General features: G+C 63.8%; 18 protein-coding genes and 1 riboswitch. Of the genes, 8 read left to right on the top strand and 10 right to left on the bottom strand.

Going from position 1 to position 15,352, the window contains the following annotated elements:
- Positions 1-8 precede the first annotated feature (8 nt).
- A riboswitch (cobalamin riboswitch) is annotated at positions 9-209 on the bottom strand.
- Between the two features lie 134 nt (positions 210-343).
- The 3 genes from JQ574_RS04400 to JQ574_RS04390 are packed head-to-tail and all read left to right on the top strand — an operon-like array spanning position 344 to position 2,993.
- Positions 344-1,387, top strand: a complete 1,044-nt coding sequence (locus JQ574_RS04400; protein ID WP_212208908.1) for an iron ABC transporter permease — start codon at positions 344-346, stop codon at positions 1,385-1,387.
- Entirely contained in the window at positions 1,384-2,166 is a 783-nt protein-coding gene (locus tag JQ574_RS04395; RefSeq protein ID WP_212208907.1) for an ABC transporter ATP-binding protein, read from the top strand. The genes JQ574_RS04400 and JQ574_RS04395 overlap by 4 nt, the downstream gene beginning before the upstream one ends.
- The gene (locus JQ574_RS04390; protein ID WP_212208906.1) at positions 2,166-2,993 is read left to right on the top strand and encodes an ABC transporter substrate-binding protein; all 828 of its coding nucleotides are present in this window, start codon (positions 2,166-2,168) and stop codon (positions 2,991-2,993) included. Before JQ574_RS04395 ends, JQ574_RS04390 begins: the two co-directional genes overlap by 1 nt.
- Before the next feature lie 116 nt (positions 2,994-3,109).
- Here JQ574_RS04390 and JQ574_RS04385 read toward each other — a convergent pair whose 3' ends face one another.
- The 10 genes from JQ574_RS04385 to soxC all read right to left on the bottom strand — a co-directional run bounded on the left by JQ574_RS04385 (position 3,110) and on the right by soxC (position 10,882).
- Positions 3,110-4,150 carry an MBL fold metallo-hydrolase gene (locus JQ574_RS04385; RefSeq protein ID WP_192735547.1) on the bottom strand — a complete coding sequence of 347 codons (1,041 nt, stop codon included), beginning with the start codon at positions 4,148-4,150 and terminating at the stop codon, positions 3,110-3,112.
- A 121-nt stretch (positions 4,151-4,271) separates the two neighbouring features.
- On the bottom strand, positions 4,272-4,733 hold the full coding sequence (locus JQ574_RS04380; RefSeq protein WP_409363398.1) for a hypothetical protein: 462 nt from the start codon (positions 4,731-4,733) through the stop codon (positions 4,272-4,274).
- Positions 4,730-6,472, bottom strand: a complete 1,743-nt coding sequence (soxB, locus tag JQ574_RS04375; RefSeq protein ID WP_212208905.1) for a thiosulfohydrolase SoxB — start codon at positions 6,470-6,472, stop codon at positions 4,730-4,732. Before soxB ends, JQ574_RS04380 begins: the two co-directional genes overlap by 4 nt.
- Positions 6,473-6,500: 28 nt before the next feature.
- Complete coding sequence (locus JQ574_RS04370; RefSeq protein ID WP_212208904.1) at positions 6,501-6,809, bottom strand: hypothetical protein; 309 nt, start codon at positions 6,807-6,809, stop codon at positions 6,501-6,503.
- A complete protein-coding gene (gene soxA, locus JQ574_RS04365; protein WP_212208903.1) occupies positions 6,806-7,669 on the bottom strand; it encodes a sulfur oxidation c-type cytochrome SoxA in 864 nt (287 codons plus the stop codon). Before soxA ends, JQ574_RS04370 begins: the two co-directional genes overlap by 4 nt.
- Positions 7,666-7,977: a thiosulfate oxidation carrier complex protein SoxZ gene (gene soxZ / locus JQ574_RS04360; protein ID WP_212001821.1), complete on the bottom strand. Its 312-nt coding sequence runs from the start codon at positions 7,975-7,977 to the stop codon at positions 7,666-7,668. The genes soxA and soxZ overlap by 4 nt, the downstream gene beginning before the upstream one ends.
- A 27-nt stretch (positions 7,978-8,004) precedes the next feature.
- Positions 8,005-8,496 carry a thiosulfate oxidation carrier protein SoxY gene (gene soxY, locus JQ574_RS04355; protein ID WP_212208902.1) on the bottom strand — a complete coding sequence of 164 codons (492 nt, stop codon included), beginning with the start codon at positions 8,494-8,496 and terminating at the stop codon, positions 8,005-8,007.
- Positions 8,497-8,523: 27 nt separating this feature from the next.
- Positions 8,524-8,859, bottom strand: coding sequence for a sulfur oxidation c-type cytochrome SoxX (gene soxX / locus JQ574_RS04350; RefSeq protein ID WP_212208987.1), 336 nt, complete (start codon positions 8,857-8,859; stop codon positions 8,524-8,526).
- Positions 8,860-8,943: 84 nt separating this feature from the next.
- Positions 8,944-9,576, bottom strand: a complete 633-nt coding sequence (locus tag JQ574_RS04345; protein WP_249119082.1) for a c-type cytochrome — start codon at positions 9,574-9,576, stop codon at positions 8,944-8,946.
- Positions 9,577-9,601: 25 nt separating this feature from the next.
- Positions 9,602-10,882, bottom strand: coding sequence for a sulfite dehydrogenase (gene soxC, locus JQ574_RS04340; protein ID WP_409363401.1), 1,281 nt, complete (start codon positions 10,880-10,882; stop codon positions 9,602-9,604).
- Positions 10,883-11,090: 208 nt separating this feature from the next.
- On the opposite strand from soxC, the gene JQ574_RS04335 reads away from it, so the two are divergent.
- From JQ574_RS04335 to JQ574_RS04315, 5 genes are all read left to right on the top strand, one after another.
- Positions 11,091-11,426, top strand: a complete 336-nt coding sequence (locus tag JQ574_RS04335) for a helix-turn-helix transcriptional regulator (RefSeq protein ID WP_212033593.1) — start codon at positions 11,091-11,093, stop codon at positions 11,424-11,426.
- Positions 11,427-11,435: 9 nt separating this feature from the next.
- A complete protein-coding gene (locus JQ574_RS04330; RefSeq protein WP_212208900.1) occupies positions 11,436-12,131 on the top strand; it encodes a DUF938 domain-containing protein in 696 nt (231 codons plus the stop codon).
- A gap of 112 nt (positions 12,132-12,243) precedes the next feature.
- A complete protein-coding gene (locus JQ574_RS04325) occupies positions 12,244-13,488 on the top strand; it encodes an MFS transporter (protein ID WP_212208899.1) in 1,245 nt (414 codons plus the stop codon).
- Positions 13,489-13,512: 24 nt separating this feature from the next.
- The gene (locus JQ574_RS04320) at positions 13,513-13,872 is read left to right on the top strand and encodes a nuclear transport factor 2 family protein (protein ID WP_212208898.1); all 360 of its coding nucleotides are present in this window, start codon (positions 13,513-13,515) and stop codon (positions 13,870-13,872) included.
- A 202-nt stretch (positions 13,873-14,074) separates the two neighbouring features.
- A complete protein-coding gene (locus JQ574_RS04315) occupies positions 14,075-15,319 on the top strand; it encodes an MFS transporter (RefSeq protein ID WP_212208897.1) in 1,245 nt (414 codons plus the stop codon).
- The last annotated feature ends 33 nt before the right edge of the window (positions 15,320-15,352 follow it).

Here is a 15,352-nt window from a genome sequence, read left to right as displayed (position 1 = left end):
CATCTTCGCGTGTGACCACGGCTGACGGCAGGTCTCCTGGCTTGCGGGTCGTTACCTTTCGTCGCCTTCCCAGGACCGAGAATCCCAGTGGCGTAGGACGAAAGATTCACCGCTTACAGTTGCGGGGGCAGCCGCGGAATTGGGGGACTGTCCCCGCACCGCATTCCCTTTTGATCCCCAAAACGGGAACCGTCGGAAATTATGGTAGAAGTTTGTCAAAGATAGAGTCAATCCCATCAGGCCTCGCCTGCGATCCTCACTGGACGAGTGCGTCTTTTATGTCGCATGAGCAGTACCGTTCGAACGCGTTGTGCGGTACGGGCTGACCGTTCGGGGACGATCGATGAGTGTTGAGACCATCACTGCTGCAAACGAGGAGGCCGCGCGGCGCCGGATTGGCGTGACGGCCGCGCTTGCCGGCCTTGTCGCGCTGCTGGTGCTGATCTCGCTCGGTATCGGGCCGGTGCGGCTGTCGCCGCTGGCGGTGATTGAAGCCCTCCTCGGCGGCGGCAGCGACGTGGCGCAGGTGATCGTGCGGGAAATCCGCCTGCCGCGGACCATTCTGGCGCTGGCGATCGGCGCCATCCTCGGAATGTCGGGCGCGTCGCTGCAGGGCCTGCTGCGCAATCCGCTGGCCTCGCCCTCGCTGTTCGGTGCGCCGCAATCGGCCGCCTTCGGCGCGGTGCTGGTGATCGCGCTGGGGTGGGCCGATGTGCGCTCCTATGCGCTGCCTGTCGTGGCGATCATGGCGGCGTTCGGTTCGGTGTTCGTGCTGCTGACGATTGCAGGCCGCAATGCCGGGCTGCTGATCCTGATCCTGGCCGGTCTTGCGATTTCGAGTCTGGCGGGCGCCGCTACCGCGCTGGTGATGAACCTCTCCAGCAATCCGTTCGTGGTGCTGGAGATCGCGTTCTGGCTGCTCGGATCGCTGGAGGATCGCAGTTTTCAGCACGTGATGCTGGCGCTGCCGTTCATCATCGCCGGCGGCATCATCCTGTTCAGCCAGCGCCATTCCTTTCGCGCGCTCAGCCTTGGCGAGGAAACTGCGCAGAGCCTCGGCGTCGATGTCGGGCGCCTGCGGCTGATCGTGATCACCGGCGTGGCGCTCGGGGTCGGCGGCGCGGTAGCGGTCACCGGCACCATCGGCTTCATCGGCCTCGTCGCGCCGCACCTGATGCGGCCCCTGATCGGCCATGATCCGGCGCGGCTCTTGGTGCCGAGTGCGCTGGCAGGCTCGGCGCTGCTGCTCGCCGCCGACATCGCGGTGCGGATCATTCCCTCGACCAGCGACATCAAGGTCGGCGTGCTGACCTCGATCATCGGCGTGCCGTTCTTCCTCTATCTGATCGCGCGCGAACGCCGCGCGCTCGGGGGAGGTGTCGCATGAGCGAAGCCGCGCTTCTCACGGCGCAAGGCGTGAACGTGACGCTGGCTGGCCGCCATGTGCTCAGCGATGTCACGCTGTCGCTGAGCGCGGGTCATCTGGTCGCCCTGGTCGGGCCGAACGGCGCCGGCAAAACCACGCTGTTGCGGGCGCTGTCGGGGCTGCTGCCGTCCCGCGGTGACATCCACATCGGCGGCGACGCACTGGCCGGTCTGTCGCTGCGCGAACGCGCCAAGCGATTTGCCTATCTGCCACAGGGCCACATCGTGCACTGGCCGCTGCCGGCGCGCGACATCGTGGCGCTCGGCCGCTATCCGCACGGCGCGACCGATCCGGCGCGGCTGTCGCCAAGGGATACTGACGCAGTATTGCGTGCGATGCAGGCGGTCGATGTGGTGGAGTTCAGCGAGCGCCGCGTCACCGAACTGTCCGGCGGCGAGCGCAGCCGCGTCGCGCTGGCGCGCGTGCTCGCGGTGGAAGCGCCGGTCATCCTCGCCGACGAGCCGACCGCCTCGCTCGATCCGCGGCACCAGATCGACGTGATGAAGAACCTGCGCGCCACCGCCGACAAGGGCGTGCTGGTCATCGTGGTGACGCACGACCTTGGCCTCGCCGCACGATTCGCCGATCATGTGCTGGTTCTGAAGGAGGGCCGGCTGGTGTCGCAGGGCGCGCCGGTGGAAGCGCTGTCGGAGCAGGTGATAGCCGACGTGTTCCGGATCAGCGCCTACCGCGCCGAATACCAGCGCGAGGCCGTAATCGTGCCGTGGGCGGATCTGTGATGCGCCGCCGGCTTGCCGTGCTGCTGGCGGTTGCGGCGCTGGCGATGCCTGGCGCGACGCTGGCCGCTCAATTGCCGCGCATCGTGTCGATGAACGTCTGCAGCGATCAATTGCTGCTGTCGCTGGCCGATCCCGAACAGATCCTCGGGCTTTCGCGGTATTCTCGCGATGCCTGGGTGGCCGGTGACGTCGCTCGCTATCCAAAACTGTCGGGCGGTGCGGAAGACGTGATGGTGCTGAAGCCCGACATCGTCGTCGCCAATCTGTACGACAAGCGTTCGACGCGGGAATTGCTCAAAGCGCACGGGTTGCGTCTTGCCGAACTTCCGGTGCCGCGAACCTTGCCCGAGGTGAAGGACCAGATTCGCGAGTTCGGTGATATCGTCGGTCACCCCGATCGCGCGGCGGCGCAGATCGCGTTGCTCGATGCCGCGCTCGCACGGGCGCGCCAGGCTGTCGCCGCAAAACACTATCGGGTGCTGCCGCTGTCGCGGCGCGGCTGGGTCGCGGGCAGCGACAGCTTTGTCGGCTCGCTGCTGGCCGAGACCGGGCTGTTCAACACGGCCGGCGATCTCGGCTTCAATTTCGGCGGCTTCGCCTCGCTGGAGGCGATCGTGAGCCAGAAACCGGATTTGCTGCTGGTGTCGCAGGCCGGCGATTTCGCGCGTGACGACGGCCAGGCTTTTCTGCTGCATCCGGCGCTCGCGCGGTTCTATCCGCCGGAAAAGCGCATCGTGATTCCGGAACGGCTGACCGAATGCGGCGGCGTGATGCTGGCGGAAGCGCTGGATGTGCTGACGGCGGAATTGAAACGGGTGGGGCGGTAACAGTCGCGGCGAAGCGTAGGGTGGACAAAGCGAAGCGTGCCCACCATTCTCGCATTCGGATAGAATGGTGGGCACGGCGCGAGTGCGCCTTTGCCCACCCTACGTTCCGTGAGTATTCACCCCATCACCACCGGGCCGCCGGCTTTCTTCCAGGCGTCGATGCCGCCTTCGATATGGGCGGTGTTGGCAAGGCCGGCGTTCTTGGCGGCGGTCACCGCCATCGCCGAGCGTTCGCCGAACGCGCAGAAGAACACCACGCGCCGTCCCGTCGCGGCCGCGACTTCGCGCAGCATGCCGCCCGGCGCTAAGCTTTCGGCGATGCCGGGATAGGGCGCATGCAGCGCGCCCGAGAGCGTGCCGTGCTTGGCGCGCTCGCTGGCCTCGCGCAGATCGACCAGCAGGATGTCGGGCTTGCCGATACTGTCGATCGCGGCGCGCGCTGACAATGCGAGGCCCTGTTTGGCGAGATCGTCCTGGTGCAGGCCGACATGCATGTTGGCCGGCAGCACCACATCCATCAGTTTTGGATTCGGCAGATTGAGATTGTTCATCAGCTCGACATACTCGTCGATGCCGCGCACCTGCAGGCGCGGATTGTAGCGCTTCTCCTCGCCAATGGTGGAAACCGTGTCGCCCTTGTAGTCGTGGGCGGGGAAGACCATGGTCTCGTCAGGCAGCTTCAACAGCCGGTTGAAGATCGAGTCATACTGCGCCCGCGCGCTGCCGTTCTGGAAATCGGTGCGGCCGGTGCCGCGGATCAAGAGCGTGTCGCCGGTGAAGACGCGGTCGCCCATCAAATAGCTGTAGGAATCATCGGTGTGGCCGGGCGTGTACATGACATCCAGGCTCAAGCCTTCGATCATCACCTTGTCGCCGTCGGAGACACGCATCGACACCACGTCGGCTTTGCTCTGTTCGCCCATGATGGTGATGCACTGGGTGCGGTCGCGCAGCTCGCCGAGGCCCGTGACGTGGTCGGCGTGCAGATGGGTGTCGACCGCCTTGACCAGCCGCAGGTCGAGTTCGCGCAGCAGCTGGCAATAACGGTCGGCCTTTTCCAGCACGGGATCGAGGATCAGCGCCTCGCCGCCGGCGCGGCTGGCCAGCAAATAGCTGTAGGTGCCCGAAACGCTGTCGAAGAGCTGACGAAAGATCATGATCGCTGCCGCGTTCTCTACTTCTCGCGGAGGATATTATTCTATTTCGTCGCGCCTCTCAAACGGCTTTCGTCTCTCCGACGTGGCTTTTTCGGGGTAATCTTGCTGATCAAAGGCTCGATCACGGTCTCACCAGTGTATATCCGTTCTCGGTCAGGAACAGAATCTGCGCGACGCCGACCTGAACCGGTGTCGCCGCCGCGATGAACTCCGGCCGTTTGCCGCTTTCGCGTTCGAGCGTGTCGACGGTGTTGAGGCAGATATTGAACCGCGCACCCTGGGCGACCAGGCTCTCGACCATCTTGCGGTTGGGATTTTCCGGGCGCAGCAGTTCGATGCCCGGGCCGAACGCGACGATTTCGATCGCGACCTTGTCGGGGTCGTAGTGCTTCATCAGATTGCTGGCGACGCTGAGCACGAGACCCTGCTTGCGCGGGTCATTGTCCGAAAGCTGCAGCACGATCTTGTGCTCGGCAAACGGCTTGTCCTGCAGCGGCGCCTGTTGGGCGCGCACGACCGGTGCGGTCGCTGCGATCAACAGCGCCGCGGTCATGATGCGCAGGGTGGTGGTAAGGCCTGTCATGCCTGTTTCGAAATGCCCGGATTGCCTTCGACGCCCTTCAGCGTCACGCCCGGGGCCGATCGGTTGGGCGGCTTGCCTGACTTCAGGTGCTTCGCCACCACGTCCCACACCGGCGTGCCGGTCTGTTCGTTGACCGAAGCCCATCCCGCCACCTTGTAGCTCTTGGCGGCTTGCAGCGGGTTGCCATTGTCGAGCGTCAGTTCGGAGATCCGCTTGCCGACGCCTTCCGCCGGCGTGCAGGCATAGGCGAGGCCGCCGAGCCGGACCATGTCGCCGCCTTGCTGGTAGTAGGGATCGGTATTGAAGAGATTATCGCAGACGTCCTCGAGCACGTCCTTGATCTGGGCGCCGGTCATGGTCGCGACGTAGGTTTCGGGATAGGTGACCGCGGTTTGCGCCAGCACGTCTTCCATGGTCAGCGGCTGGCCCGCCAGTGTCGTGGTGCCCCAGCGGAAGCCCGGCGACAGCGCGATTTCGGTGTCGAGTTCGCTGCGCAGCGCGTCGCAGATCAACTGATCCATGCTGCCGCTGAAATTTCCGCGGCGGTAGAGCAGGCGATCGGCCGAAGCGATCTTGTCGACCCAGTCGCCCGCATGCGGCGCGCGGGTCTTGTCGATCAGCCCCTGCATCGCCGGATCCGGCTTCAGCAGTTCGGAGAACACCGGCAGCAGCCGGTAGCGCACGTTCGCGACCTTGCCCTTGCCGATGTCGAGATCGAGCACGGCCAGGAACTTGCCGTTCGAGCCGGCATTGGTCACCAGCGTGACGCCGCCCGGATTGGTCACCGCAATCGGCTGCGGCACCGCGTCGTGGGTGTGGCCACCCAGAATGACGTCGATGCCGGTGACGCGGCTGGCGAGCTTGAGATCGACGTCCATGCCGTTATGCGACAGCAAAATGACCGCATCGACCTTGTCGTTGTTGCGCAAGCCATCGACCAGCTTCTGCAACTCCTCGTCGCGGATGCCGAACTTCCAGTCCGGCGTGAAGCGCTTGGGGTGCGCGATCGGCACGTAAGGAAAAGCCTGTCCGATCACGGCAACCCGACGGCCACCGATCTCTTTGATCGTGGCCGGTTTGAACACGCGGCCCGATGCCGGATCGAACGCCTTGGCGTCGTTGAAGGCGGCTTCCTCGGTCAGGAAAACGTTCTGCGCCAGGAACTCGCCCTTGAAGCGCTCGAGATTGCTGCGCAGCGTCTTCTCGCCATAGGTGAATTCCCAGTGGCCGGTCATCGCGTCGATGCCGAGCAGGTTCGAGGCGTCGACCATGTCGGCGCCCTGCATGACGTTGGCAAGGCCGGTGCCCTGCCAGAGATCGCCGCCGTCGAGCAGCAGCGAGCGGCCGGCGCCGACATCGCCGCGCAGGCGGTCGACCAGCGTCTTCAGATGCGCGAAGCCACCGAGCTTGCCGAACCGTTGCGCGCCTTTTTCGAATTCAATGCAGGTAAAGGCATAGGCATCGGCGCTGTCGGGCCGGATGCCGAAGCGGTCGAGAAAAGCTTTGCCAACCAGGTGCGGCGGATTGCCCTGCATCGAGCCGATGCCGAGATTGACACTGGGCTCGCGGAAAAACACCGGCTTGAGCTGCGCATGGGTGTCCGTGATGTGCAGGATGCGCGCATTGCCGAAGCGCTCGAGGTCGTAGACGCTGTCGGCGCTGTGCGCGAGGCGAGGCAGGCTGCCTGCGAGGGTAGCCGCGCCTGCTAGCGTCAGAAAATCCCGGCGGCGGATCGGCATACTAATCTCCGCGCGTCGCAAAACGCTCTCAACGAATTTCCAAATCTCTCCAGCGTTCCTTTTCGCTGGTCGCCTGGAAGATCGAAGCTTTCGCCAGCGCTTCCGCTTCTTTGGCTGACGCCGTGGCCTTGTCGAAATCGCCGCCGTCGGCGAACTTCTTGGCCACCGCCAGCGTTGACGCCGTCGTGGTCCATTGATTGCGCAAGGAAGCCGCCTGCTTGTTGGCAGCTTCCGCGGCGGCGTAGGCGGCCTTGTAGTCGTCCTCGCCCGCGGCCAGCGCCGATGTCGCACCTAGCAGCAGCAACGCCGCGATCGATGTGAGTGTCGTGATCCTCATGGCCGCGCTCCCGGACCTGATATCGGCAGCCCGTTGCTGACATAGGACAGGTAATATTCGACGTTGCGGTATTCATCGTCCTGCGGCGTCAGCGGCACGCCGCGGATCTGGCTGTTGCAGGTGGTGAAGCGCCGGCTGGTGGTGCCCATGCCGTTCCATTCGGAGCGATAAATCGGCATCGCGTTGACAATGCCGAGCGCCGGCGCCAGCACTTCGGTGCGGACCCGCTCGCCCGGGCTCTGCACATGGCAGGTGGCGCAGGAGAAATTGAGCTGGCCGCGCCGCGTGTAGAAATATTCCTTGCCGTTTTCATAGGCCGCCAGCGCGCGCGGGTCGTTCGGAACCTTGATGTTGAACGGCTTGCCGCGCGAGGTGAAGGCCATGTAGGCGGTCAGCGCCGCCATCTCGTCGCGCACATAGGAGAACGCCGGCTCGCCATTGGCTTCGCGGCAACGGTTCAGTGCCAGCTCCAGCGTGATGACCTTGCCTTCTTTCTCGTCGAAGGTGGGATAGTCCTGGCGGATGCCGATGCCTTTATTCGGGAAGCAGTCGCCATAGGTCTTGCCGTTCTTGAACGGCTTGGAAAACATCTCCTTGCCCAGTTCGAGCGAGAACTCGTAGGGCGGGAACTGTTCCTTGTCCTGCCATTGCTTGTACAGGTCCGCGTCCATCGAATAGGGACCGTTGACGAAATCTTCCGGCTTCAGCTTGGGGAATTTGTCGTAGAAGAATTTTTTGAATGCTTTCTCGTCGGCGACCGGGTCGACCTTGTCGGCGGAGACCGCGGGCGGTGCGGCGAACGCCAGCAGGGCCAGCGCGAAGGCTGCCGCAGCGAACTGTATCCTGGCTCGCAGATTCATTGAATCTTCGCCGTGGTGGTGTCGGTGGCGCCCTTGTTGTCGACCCAGCTCACTTTCAGCTCGTCGCCCTTCTTGCCGCCCTTGAAGGCGAACTTGACGTAGGGGTCCTTGGAGACGCCGCCGCCCCAATCGGCAACGAATACCGGCTTGCCGTTATATTCGAAGGTCAATTGCTGGATGAAATGCGGCGGAATGAGCTCGCCCTTGGAATCCTTGATGAAGCCGGAATCCATCGGATGCTGGATCAACGCCTGCACTTCGGTGGTTTCGCCTGACGAGGTGGCGCGCACGCGAATGGTCGATGCCATTTTTTCGATCCTTCGATTATCTGTGTCTTAGCCGCCGCAGCCGCCGACGGTGACTTTGACTTCCTTGGTGGCGCTGTAGAGCTTGCCGCCGGCTTCGACGACGACGATCACGTTGCTGGTCTTCGCCATCTTGATGCGGTTGGCAACGTTCGGCATCGTGCCGGCCGGAATCTTGTAGGAGGCCACCAGGGCGACCGGGTTTTCAGCCACCAGGAACGAGATCGAGGTCACGTCGGCCAGCGTCGTCGAAACCGATACCGGCACCACCGCGCCGTTCTCGGCGATCTCGGGCGCGTCCATCTTTACCTTGTCGGAAGCTTCTGCCGTCCTGCCATAGAGCGATTTGATCGCGTCGGCTTCGGTCTTCTGCTTGAACGCCTCTTCCGGATATTTGTCGTTGGCGGCGAACGCCTGCGTGAGGCCAAAAGGAAGATTGCCAAGGCCGACCAGCGCCACCGCGCCCGCGCCTTGCAGGACCAGGCGCCGCGTGGCGGAAAATCCATTGTCAGTACGTGTCATCCGAAAGTTCTCCTGAAAGGCGCGTCGTCACAATGTTTGCAGGAAATCCACGACCGCGCTGATTTCCTTGTCGGTCAAAATCCGGTTTCGTCCGAACGGAGGCATCACTGTCAGCGGATTGCGCTTGGTTTCGTCGTAGATAATGGCGATGAGTTCGTCGCGGTTGGGGTACTTGCTCTTGATGTCGACCAGTTCCGGCCCGATCGTACCGGGATACTGGCCGCCTTTGATGGCGTGGCAGGTCAGGCAATTGCCCTTGCTGCGGTCGAACGCCAGTTTCTGGCCTTCCGCCGCCGCGGACTGGGCAGCAGCGGGACCAGCGGCCGCGCCGATCGATAGCGCCAGCACCGTCGCCGCGATCAGGCCGAGCTTGTTTAGAGGTGCGTTGCTCAAGGACGTTTCCCGTAATTCCTGTTCAGCTTGCCAATTCTACTTTGCTTGCCAATTCTACTTTGCCTGCATGGTGTCGAGTGGCCCCGTCGTACGTGGCGTCAGGTTCTTGCCTTCCGCCGTGGACACGATTTTGACGCTGGCAGGGTCAACGCACGCGCTCATGCACGGTTTCGCTGCCGTATCGGGCCTCGGATCGGTCCAGAGGAAATTGTCGCGATTGGGCATTTTGACTTTCGGCAAGCTTTCCCGGTCGGCGACAAATTCACTGGGGACGAGGTCGTTCAGGTTCAGAATATAGGCGGTCAAAGCATAAACGTCATCGGCTGACAATGTGTGCGGTGCGGCCATCGGCATGGCGCGGTTAATGTAGTCCCACAGGGTCGGCGCAAACGGCCAGTAGCTGCCGACCGTCAGCTCCGGCCGGTCGTCCCTGAGCGTCCCGGCGCCCCCGACGAGCTTGGGAAACCGGCCCTCGCCTTCGCCGAAAGTTCCATGACAGGCCGCGCATTGCTCGGCATAGACCTCCGCGCCCCTGATCACGCCGCCGCGGCCCGCGGGCAGGCCCACACCATCCTCGCCGCGCGCATCGATATCCCAGCCGGCGATCTGCTCGGGCGTCGCCCGCTCGCCATAGCCGTAATATCCGGGCTCGGCGCCGTAAGCGAAGGTGCCGGCCGCGATGACCATGCCGGCGCAAAGTAGCGCGAGGTGCTTAACCGAGCTGGACATCGAACACGCTCCCGTCGCCCTTCACCTGCCAGGTCTGGATCGAATTGTTGTGGTAGACCGAATTGGTGCCGCGCTGCTTGCGCAGCTGCGCGATGGTCGGCTGCACATAGCCGGTTTCGTCGATGACGCGGGATTCCAGCAGCGCCGGCGCGCCGTCCCAGCGCCAGGGGATGGTGAATTTCGTCAGCGCCTTCGACAGCACCGGCTCATGCAGCCGCGCGCTCTGCCAATTGATGCCGCCGTCGGTCGAGACGTCCACGCGCTTGACCTTGCCGTTGCCGGTCCACGCCAATCCCCTGATCTCATAGAGGCCGGGATCCGAGAGCGGCTTTTCGGGGCAGGGGAAGGTGATGACGGATTTGGCGTCGATCAGCCAGGTGAAGCCGCGCGAGGTGCCGTCCGGCATCAGGTCGGTATATTTCGAGGTCTCTTCGCGCGAATGCCAGGGTTTGTCGCCGAGCTTGATCCGGCGCAGCCATTTGATGCTGACATTGCCTTCCCAGCCCGGCACCACCAACCGCAGCGGATAACCCTGTTCGGGCCGAAGCGCCTCGCCGTTCTGCGCGTACACCACGAGGCAATCGTCGAGGCATTTGTCGAGCGGCAGGCTGCGGTTCATGTGCGCGCCGTCGGCGCCCTCGACCATGACCCACTTGGCTTCCTTCTTGATGCCGACCTCTTCCAGCAGGGTCGACAGCCGCACCCCGGTCCATTCCGCGCAGGAGATCATGCCGTGATTGAACTGCAGCGAGTTCAACTGCGCGGCCCGCCACTCCATGCCGCCATTGGCCGGGCATTCGATGAAATGGATCCGCGTAACCTGCGGGAAACGGACGATGTCCTTCATCGAGAGCAGCAGCGGGCGCTCGACCAGGCCGTGGATCATGAGCTTGTGCTGCTCAGGATCGACGTCCGGCCGGCCGGCGTGATAGCGCTCGAAAAACAGGCCGTTCGGCGTGATGATGCCGTGCAGGTCCTGCAGCGGCGAAAAGCTGATCGAGGATTCGGTGCCGGCGGTGAGCCAGGGCACGTTGCGCCTGATGACGCCGGTCTCGGTGTCGGCGGGCCGGCCATAGGGACGGTCGACCACGCCGGGCCCGATCGATTGCGACCAAGGCGCGTCCGCCGGCGGGGAAGCCGGCGAGGGCTCTGCATTTCCCTGTTTTGGACCGAGCGCCAAGCCGCCGGTCAGTGCGGCGCCGAGGCCGAGCAGGGAGCGCCGGCCGAGCCGCGTGTGCGCGCCCGTGCTCGACAGTAGAGATATGCTGCGCCAGAGATCAGGCCGCACGTTTCATTCCCCTTGCCGCCACTTGGCCGCATCTTTTGTTGCTTTTTCGCGGGTTTATCGTCGTTCACTAATTTAGTCAATGCTAAATAACCATGGGCGCGATAAACTGGTGCACCGCGCCTTGTCGGCGCTGATTTCGATCCGGATAAAGGCGATGAGAGCAGAAGCGGCAACACCCAACAAGATGCCCATCGGTAACGGCGCCGAGGACGAGGCGTCCCTGAAGAAGCTGGCGAAACAGGCCGGTGAGGCCGCGCAATTGCTCAAATTGCTCGGTCACGAAAAGAGGCTGCTGGTTCTCTGCTTTCTCGCGGTGCGCGGCGAGATGACGGTCGGTGAACTCGTCGGCGTCGCCAAGCTCAGTCAGTCGGCGCTGTCGCAGCATCTGGCAAAATTGCGTGCCGACGGCCTGGTCGAATTCCGGCGTGCCTCGCAGACGCTGCATTACCGCGTCGTCGACCAGCGCGCCCTGCGCGTCCTGCAGCTCTTGAAGGAAATCTATTGCGGAGACTTGAAGTGAGATTTTGCGGTGGCTGAGTTTGTGGTGGAGTTTGGCAAGGATGGCCGTCCGATTGAGGCCGACGGCCGGCTGGACGCGGCCGCATTCCATCGCAACCATGCGCCGATCTGGGCGGTGCTGCAGAAATTCCTCGCCGGCAAGTCCGGCGACGTGCTGGAGGCCGGCAGCGGCACCGGCCAGCATGTGGTGCATTTCGCCCGCCATACGCCCGACATCACCTGGTGGCCGAGCGATTTCAACGAGGCGCACCTGAACAGTATTGCGGCGTGGCGCGCGCATGCGGGCCTGCCGAACATCCGTCCTGCGATGCGGATTGATCTCAGTGATCCCGCATGGTCGCCTGCGATGCAGGACGGCAGCGGGCCTTCCGAATTGCTGGCGGTGTTCTGCGCCAATGTGATTCACATCGCGCCCTGGCGCGTCGCGGAAGGATTGTTCGCCGGCGCGGCGCGTTACTTGCGCAACGACGGCCAGCTGTTTCTCTATGGTCCCTTCAAGCGCGACGGCAAGCACACCGCGCTCAGCAATGCCGTCTTCGACACCAGCCTGCGCGATCGCGACGCCGAATGGGGCGTGCGCGATATTGAAGATGTCAGCCGATTGGCTGAAGGCGTCGGGCTTGCATTGATCGAAACCGTACCGATGCCGGCGAATAATTTGATTCTGGTGTTCGAGCGATCAATGAAGGGTGAGCCCAGCGCATAGCGCGCGCCCGTTTGCGTCGGTTGATCGCACGTCTGCACGTCTCCATAGTACCGCAAATCAAACAAGCCAATGAATTGCGGCTCCCGCCGGGGCCTGCCGGGCGGGAATGCCGATGCTGGATGCCACTGCCACCGCAGAGATCGTCGATGACGCGCGGGCGCGCGCCAATGTGCTGCGGCTCGCCGCGGCGCAGGCGCTGACCGGCGCCAACTCGGCGGTGATCTTCGCCACCGGTTCGATCGTCGGCGCGACGCTGGCGCCCGACATCTCGTTCGCGACCGTGCCGCTCTCGATGTATGTGCTGGGCCTTGCCGCCGGCACGCTGCCGACCGGTATGATTTCGCGCGCTTACGGCCGCCGCATCGCCTTCATCATCGGCACCGGCTGCGGCGTGCTCACCGGTCTGATCGGCGCGCTCGCGATCCTGCAGGGCGCGTTCTGGCTGTTCTGTTGCGCGACCTTCTTTGGCGGACTCTACGGCGCGGTGTCGCAATCCTATCGCTTTGCCGCCGCCGACGGCGCCAGCGTCGCGTTCCGCCCGAAGGCGGTGTCGTGGGTGATGGCGGGCGGCGTGTTCGCCGGCGTGCTCGGTCCGCAGCTCGTGCAATGGACCATGGATATCTGGCCGCCTTATCTGTTCGCCTTCAGCTTTCTGATGCAGGCTTTCGTCGCTTTGGTCGCGATGGCGGTTTTGTCCGGCGTCGATGCGCCAAAACCTGCGGCGGCGGACATGCATGGCGGCCGGCCGCTGTTCGAGATCGCGCGGCAGCCGCGATTCATTGCGGCGGCGCTGTGCGGCGTAATTGCCTATCCCATGATGAATCTGGTGATGACATCAGCGCCGCTCGCGATGAAGATGTGTGGGCTCACCGTCAGCGATTCCAATTTTGGTATCCAGTGGCACATCGTGGCGATGTATGGGCCGAGCTTCTTCACGGGCTCGCTGATCGCACGCTTCGGCGCGCCGCGTATCGTCGCGCTCGGCCTGTCGCTGGAGGCCGCCGCCGCGTTGATCGGATTGTCCGGGATATCGGCGATGCATTTCTGGGCCTGCCTGATCGTGCTCGGCGTCGGCTGGAACTTTGCATTTATCGGCGCGTCCGCACTGGTGCTGGAGACGCACCGGCCGCAGGAGCGCAACAAGGTGCAGGCCTTCAACGATTTCCTGGTGTTCGGGATGATGGCGATCGGCTCGTTCTCGTCAGGCCAGTTGCTGGCGCATTACGGCTGGTCGATGGTCAACATGGTGGTGTTCCCGCCGGTGCTGCTCGGGCTCGCGGTGCTGTCGCTCGCATCATTCGCGCGGCGGCGGGCGAAGCTGCGGGAAGTTGACGAACTTGCCGGCCCCACTATCTGATAGCAGTCACATTCTGGAGGCCTCATGCCCTCACGCGCGCGTCTTGACGAATTCATCGCCGTCGTCGTTTCCGGCGACCATGCCGGCGCGATCGAGCGCTATTACACCGAAGACGCCACCATGCAGGAGAACTCAGCGCCGCCGCGCGTCGGCCGCGACGTGCTGGTGGGGCAGGAGCGCGCGACGCTGGAGCGGGTGTCGAGCGTTGTCACGACCTGCGTTTCCTCGGTCCTCGAGGGCGATCGTGTCGCGATCCACTGGATCTTCGATTTCACCTATCCGTCCGGCGCGGCGATGCGGATCGACGAAGTCGCGATGCAGGAATGGCGCGGCGACCGGATCTTTCGCGAGCGGTTCTTCTATGAGCCGCCGAAGAAGGCCTGATGACAACTGCTGACATTTCGGCGGCGGTCGAATTATTGCTCTTGTGATTCTGCTATTAGTTGTTGTCATGGCCGGGCAGAAGCGCGAAGCGCGTCTTCGCGCTAGATGACCCGGCCATCCACGTGCTTCGTGGCCGCTAGCAAGAAAGACGTGGATGCCCGGCACAAGGCCGGGCGTGACGGTGCAAGAACAAAGAACAAGAATGTTAAAAGGCCCCATTCACACCGCCATCGACGAAACCTCGCTCCGCTATGACGGCTGGCGCATTGTGCTCGTCTGTTTCTTGCTCGCGACCTTCGGCTGGGGGCTCGGCTTTTACGGCCAGAGCGTCTATGTCGCCGAGTTGCAGCGGCTGCACGGCTGGCCGGCGTCGCTGATCTCGCTCGGCACGACGTTCTTCTATCTGTCCGGCGCGGCGCTGGTGGCCTTCGTCAGCGAGGCGATCAGGGCGTTCGGTCCCCGCAACTGCATGATCGCCGGCATCGGCACGATGGCGATTGCCGCTGTTACCATCGGCCAGGTGCGCGAACCCTGGCAGCTCTATCTCGCCAACGCTTTTCTCGCCTTCGGCTGGGCCGGCACCAGCCTCGGCATGATCACCAACACGCTGGGCCTCTGGTTCGACAAGAAGCGCGGCATGGCCATCAGCCTGGCACTGAACGGCGCCAGCTTCGGCGGTATCGCCGGCGTGCCGCTGCTGGTACTGGCGATCGGCTATTTCGGTTTCCCGGGCGCGATGATTGCCGCTGCGGTCGTGATGGTCGCGCTGATGGTACCGGTCATTTTGCTTTACGTCGGGCGGCCGCCGGACCATGCGAGCGCAAACGGGGGCGCGGTGATCGCCGCGGACGCGCCGTCGCCGATCCAGATTCGCGCGCGGGCATTTCGCGATATCGGATTTCTGACGGTATCGTCGGCCTTCGCGCTGGTGCTGTTCGCGCAGGTCGGCTTCATCGTGCATCTGATCGCGTTTCTGGATTCGGTGATCGGGCGCGAGCGCGCCGCCATCGCGGTCGCGCTATTGACCGCCATGGCGGTGGTCGGCCGCGTGCTGTTTTCGTTCGTGATCGACCAGATGAACCAGCGGCTGGCGTCCGCGCTCTCGTTCGTCAGCCAGGCCGTGGCGCTAGGGATCGTCATCAACGTGCACAATGACTACGCGCTGATGGCGGCCTGCGCGCTGTTCGGATTTTCGGTCGGCAATCTGATCACGCTGCCGGCGCTGATCGTGCAGCGCGAATTCGATCCGCGCTCGTTCGGCGTGCTGGTCAGCCTGATCACCGCGATCAACCAGATCACCTATGCCTTCGGGCCCGGCGTGGTCGGCCTGCTGCGAGACATGTCGGGCAGCTATTCGCTGCCGTTCTACGGCTGCATCGGTCTGGAGTTGATTGCGGCGGTGCTGATCATGATTCGTGGGAAGACGGCGTCATTGCGAGGAGCGTAGCGACGAAGCAATCCATAGTGCCGCGGGCGGAGC

This window comes from Bradyrhizobium sp. AUGA SZCCT0158, from assembly GCF_018130065.1.
Lineage (GTDB): Bacteria > Pseudomonadota > Alphaproteobacteria > Rhizobiales > Xanthobacteraceae > Bradyrhizobium.
Note: the sequence above shows the minus strand (reverse complement) of the source record. Positions and strands in the feature narration are given on the sequence as shown.

Coding starts and splice junctions, on each gene's coding strand:
- soxA (WP_212208903.1), bottom strand. CDS start 7,669: ATGAATCTGCGAGCCAGGATACAGTTCGCTGCGGCAGCCTTCGCGCTG.
- JQ574_RS04320 (WP_212208898.1), top strand. CDS start 13,513: ATGCCCTCACGCGCGCGTCTTGACGAATTCATCGCCGTCGTCGTTTCC.
- JQ574_RS04315 (WP_212208897.1), top strand. CDS start 14,075: ATGTTAAAAGGCCCCATTCACACCGCCATCGACGAAACCTCGCTCCGC.
- soxB (WP_212208905.1), bottom strand. CDS start 6,472: ATGCCGATCCGCCGCCGGGATTTTCTGACGCTAGCAGGCGCGGCTACC.
- JQ574_RS04385 (WP_192735547.1), bottom strand. CDS start 4,150: ATGATCTTTCGTCAGCTCTTCGACAGCGTTTCGGGCACCTACAGCTAT.
- JQ574_RS04325 (WP_212208899.1), top strand. CDS start 12,244: ATGCTGGATGCCACTGCCACCGCAGAGATCGTCGATGACGCGCGGGCG.
- soxY (WP_212208902.1), bottom strand. CDS start 8,496: ATGACACGTACTGACAATGGATTTTCCGCCACGCGGCGCCTGGTCCTG.
- JQ574_RS04395 (WP_212208907.1), top strand. CDS start 1,384: ATGAGCGAAGCCGCGCTTCTCACGGCGCAAGGCGTGAACGTGACGCTG.
- JQ574_RS04370 (WP_212208904.1), bottom strand. CDS start 6,809: ATGAGGATCACGACACTCACATCGATCGCGGCGTTGCTGCTGCTAGGT.
- JQ574_RS04380 (WP_409363398.1), bottom strand. CDS start 4,733: ATGACAGGCCTTACCACCACCCTGCGCATCATGACCGCGGCGCTGTTG.
- soxZ (WP_212001821.1), bottom strand. CDS start 7,977: ATGGCATCGACCATTCGCGTGCGCGCCACCTCGTCAGGCGAAACCACC.
- JQ574_RS04345 (WP_249119082.1), bottom strand. CDS start 9,576: ATGGTCATCGCGGCCGGCACCTTCGCTTACGGCGCCGAGCCCGGATAT.
- JQ574_RS04335 (WP_212033593.1), top strand. CDS start 11,091: ATGCCCATCGGTAACGGCGCCGAGGACGAGGCGTCCCTGAAGAAGCTG.
- JQ574_RS04390 (WP_212208906.1), top strand. CDS start 2,166: ATGCGCCGCCGGCTTGCCGTGCTGCTGGCGGTTGCGGCGCTGGCGATG.
- JQ574_RS04400 (WP_212208908.1), top strand. CDS start 344: ATGAGTGTTGAGACCATCACTGCTGCAAACGAGGAGGCCGCGCGGCGC.